Origin of the sequence: Bacillus sp. FJAT-53060 (assembly GCF_037104745.1) — a bacterium.
GTDB lineage: Bacteria > Bacillota > Bacilli > Bacillales > Bacillaceae > Bacillus > Bacillus stratosphericus_B.
The window spans coordinates 1-3,025 of sequence record NZ_JBAWSW010000075.1 but is presented as its reverse complement, the minus strand read 5'-3'; the positions used below and the strand labels follow the sequence as shown (position 1 = coordinate 3,025).

Below are 3,025 nucleotides of genomic sequence, written 5' to 3'. Positions count from 1 at the left end.
AAAAGCTAGCAAACTGGACATGGAAAGGACCATGTCCAGCGTAAGACAACTGATAAATTTTATCAAAATAAGTGAAAACCCCACTTTTACTTGAAGTAAAGGTGGGGTTTGTCTACGGTCTGAAAGCCCCTTATGCAGGGGCTTTTTTTTGAAGTTGGCGTTTATCCTCAAACCATGGACGCATTTTCACAAAAATGAAGCTAAACACGATGGTAATGATGATTCCTTTAATAAAGTTAAAAGGTAAGATTCCTGCTGTAATGGTTGTCTTGAGCGCATGATCAGAAAGTTCAGGTGCATTTAAAAACCATGTATAAGCGGGAAGGAACAAGAAGTAATTTAAAATGCTCATCATTACGGTCATGAGCAATGTTCCCATAATCATAGACCATGCCATCCCTATTACTGATTGAATTTTTTTAAACATAAAGGCTACCGGCAAGATGAATAATGTACCTGCGATAAAATTGGCTACTTGCCCAACAGGAACGCCAGACATACTGCCTTGAATGAGGTAATGCAATACATTTTTTAATGCCTCAACGGCTATTCCTGCACCCGGCCCATAAATTAAAATCGCAATAATCGCTGGAATATCGCTGAAATCAATTTTTAAATATACTGGAAGCCCTGGAAAAGGAAAATCCAATAAAATTAAAACAAACGAAATACTGCTAAGCATACTTGTGACAACTAAACGTTTCACTCTACTTTGATTCAAAGTTCTCTCTCCTTTTCGATCAGATCTTTCGAAAAGAGGATTGTTCAATTCAACCATAAAAAGACCGCTCTCGATAACATCACAGGAGCGGGAAATTTAGGCTACACAAATAGACGTTTGAACAGTTATGTTTTCAACGTTTATGAACCTCCATCTTCTCCCATCCAGACTATACTGTCGGCTTCGGAATCACACCGAATCCTGCCAAAAAGGCTCGCGGGCTTAGAGACTAAGCTCATCACCGCCGGTAGGGAATTGCACCCTGCCCCGAAGATTGATCATTATTCAATTCGAAATCATTATATATGATATATGAGCATTTGTACAGAAATAAAAATCCTGAGCAATTTAATCAGTTTTAACAAATGTTTAAAAAACAAAAAATGATAATGACAAATGCGTAAAAATTGGTGATCTTTTGTTTAAAGGTGTCCATTACCCATAATGACATAAAGAAATGTTCGTGTTTTCTTTTTCGCTTTACTGCTTTAATTTGATTGACATAGTGAAAAGGAATATGGTAAATTATCAGATATTTATGACGTTTATTTTAGGAGGAAATCTAACGATGTTTCGAGTATTAGTCTCAGATAAGATGAGCAATGATGGTCTTTTACCACTTTTAGAATCAGATTTTGTTGAAATTGTCCAAAAAAATGTAACAGAAGTAGAAGATGAGCTCCACACGTTTGATGCATTACTTGTCAGAAGCGCCACAAAAGTGACAAAAGAACTTTATGAAAAAATGACTTCATTAAAAATTGTTGGCCGTGCCGGTGTGGGAGTAGACAATATTGACATTGATGAAGCGACAAAACATGGCGTCATTGTTATCAATGCACCAAATGGTAATACGATTTCAACAGCAGAGCATACGTTTGCAATGATCTCATCCCTGATGCGTCACATTCCGCAAGCCAATATTTCTGTTAAATCAAAAGAATGGAACAGAGGCGCATATGTCGGTGCTGAGCTTTACGGAAAATCACTCGGAATTGTTGGTCTAGGCAGAATTGGAAGCGAAATTGCCCAGCGTGCAAGAGCTTTTGGCATGACTGTAAACGTGTTTGATCCATTCCTCACAAAAGAGCGTGCAGAAAAAATTGGTGTCAATGCTAAATCACTCGATGAAGTACTTGAAGTATCAGATATTATCACTGTACATACACCATTAACTAAAGAAACAAGAGGACTTCTCAATCAAGAAACGATTGCGAAAACGAAAATAGGCGTTCGTCTCATAAACTGTGCCCGTGGTGGTATTATTGACGAAGGTGACCTTCTTGAAGCACTTGAAAGCGGCCATGTGGCAGGAGCTGCACTCGATGTATTCGAGGTAGAACCCCCTACTGATAACCCGCTTGTGGATCATCCAAATGTCATTGCAACTCCGCACCTTGGTGCATCTACAAAAGAAGCGCAATTAAATGTAGCGGCTCAAGTATCTGAAGAAGTCCTTCAATTCGCAAAAGGACTCCCTGTCATGTCATCTATTAATCTACCAGCGATGACCAAAGACGAGTTTAAAAAGATTCAACCTTATCATCATTTTGCAGGAAAACTTGGACGTCTTGTCTCTCAATCCATGAGAGAACCTGTAAAAGAAGTGAGCATTTCTTACGAAGGCTCTATCTCAAAACTGGAAACATCCTTTATTACGAAAAGTCTACTGTCTGGCTTTTTAAAAGAACGCGTAGACTCGACTGTGAATGAAGTAAATGCTGGTATGGTGGCGAAAGAACGTGGCATTAGCTTTAGTGAAAAAATTTCCTCTAGCGAATTTGGTTACGATAACAGCATTTCAATTGAAATCAAAGGTGACGTTTCAACCTTTACTTTAAAAGCAACCTATATCCCGCATCTCGGGGAACGCGTTGTCTCTATTAACGGATTTAATATTGATTTTTACCCAGATGGACATCTTGTCTACATTCAGCATACGGATGCACCTGGTGTGATTGGTCAAGTTGGACAGATTTTAGGCGAACATGATGTGAACATTGCGACAATGCAAGTGGGACGTAAAGAAAAAGGCGGCGAAGCCATCATGATGCTTTCTTTTGACAAGCATCTTGAAGACGAAATTGTCCAAAAGTTAACTGAAGTGAAAGATATTCTATCTGTACGTCTGATTGACCTATAAAAAACAATGGTAAACCTCATGCAAAAGCATGAGGTTTCAGCTTGTAGACAAAGTCTACAAGCTTTTTTGTATAATAAGGGTAATAACACAATTCTGCGGGGGATGAACATGTTATCGAAACGTGAAGAAGAGAGAAGAAATCAATTAGAAGTAGTGGCTTT

Annotated in this window: 2 protein-coding genes and 1 riboswitch; of the genes, one reads left to right on the top strand and one right to left on the bottom strand. The window is 38.6% G+C overall.

The window, feature by feature from the left end; all coding sequences use genetic code 11:
• Positions 1–130: 130 nt before the first annotated feature.
• Positions 131–721 carry an ECF transporter S component gene (locus tag WAX46_RS15500; protein WP_336494305.1) on the bottom strand — a complete coding sequence of 197 codons (591 nt, stop codon included), beginning with the start codon at positions 719–721 and terminating at the stop codon, positions 131–133.
• Between the two features lie 148 nt (positions 722–869).
• A riboswitch (FMN riboswitch) is annotated at positions 870–1,000 on the bottom strand.
• A gap of 289 nt (positions 1,001–1,289) precedes the next feature.
• On the opposite strand from WAX46_RS15500, the gene serA reads away from it, so the two are divergent.
• The gene (gene serA, locus WAX46_RS15495) at positions 1,290–2,864 is read left to right on the top strand and encodes a phosphoglycerate dehydrogenase (protein WP_226568206.1); all 1,575 of its coding nucleotides are present in this window, start codon (positions 1,290–1,292) and stop codon (positions 2,862–2,864) included.
• Positions 2,865–3,025 lie beyond the last annotated feature (161 nt).

Coding starts and splice junctions, on each gene's coding strand:
- serA (WP_226568206.1), top strand. CDS start 1,290: ATGTTTCGAGTATTAGTCTCAGATAAGATGAGCAATGATGGTCTTTTA.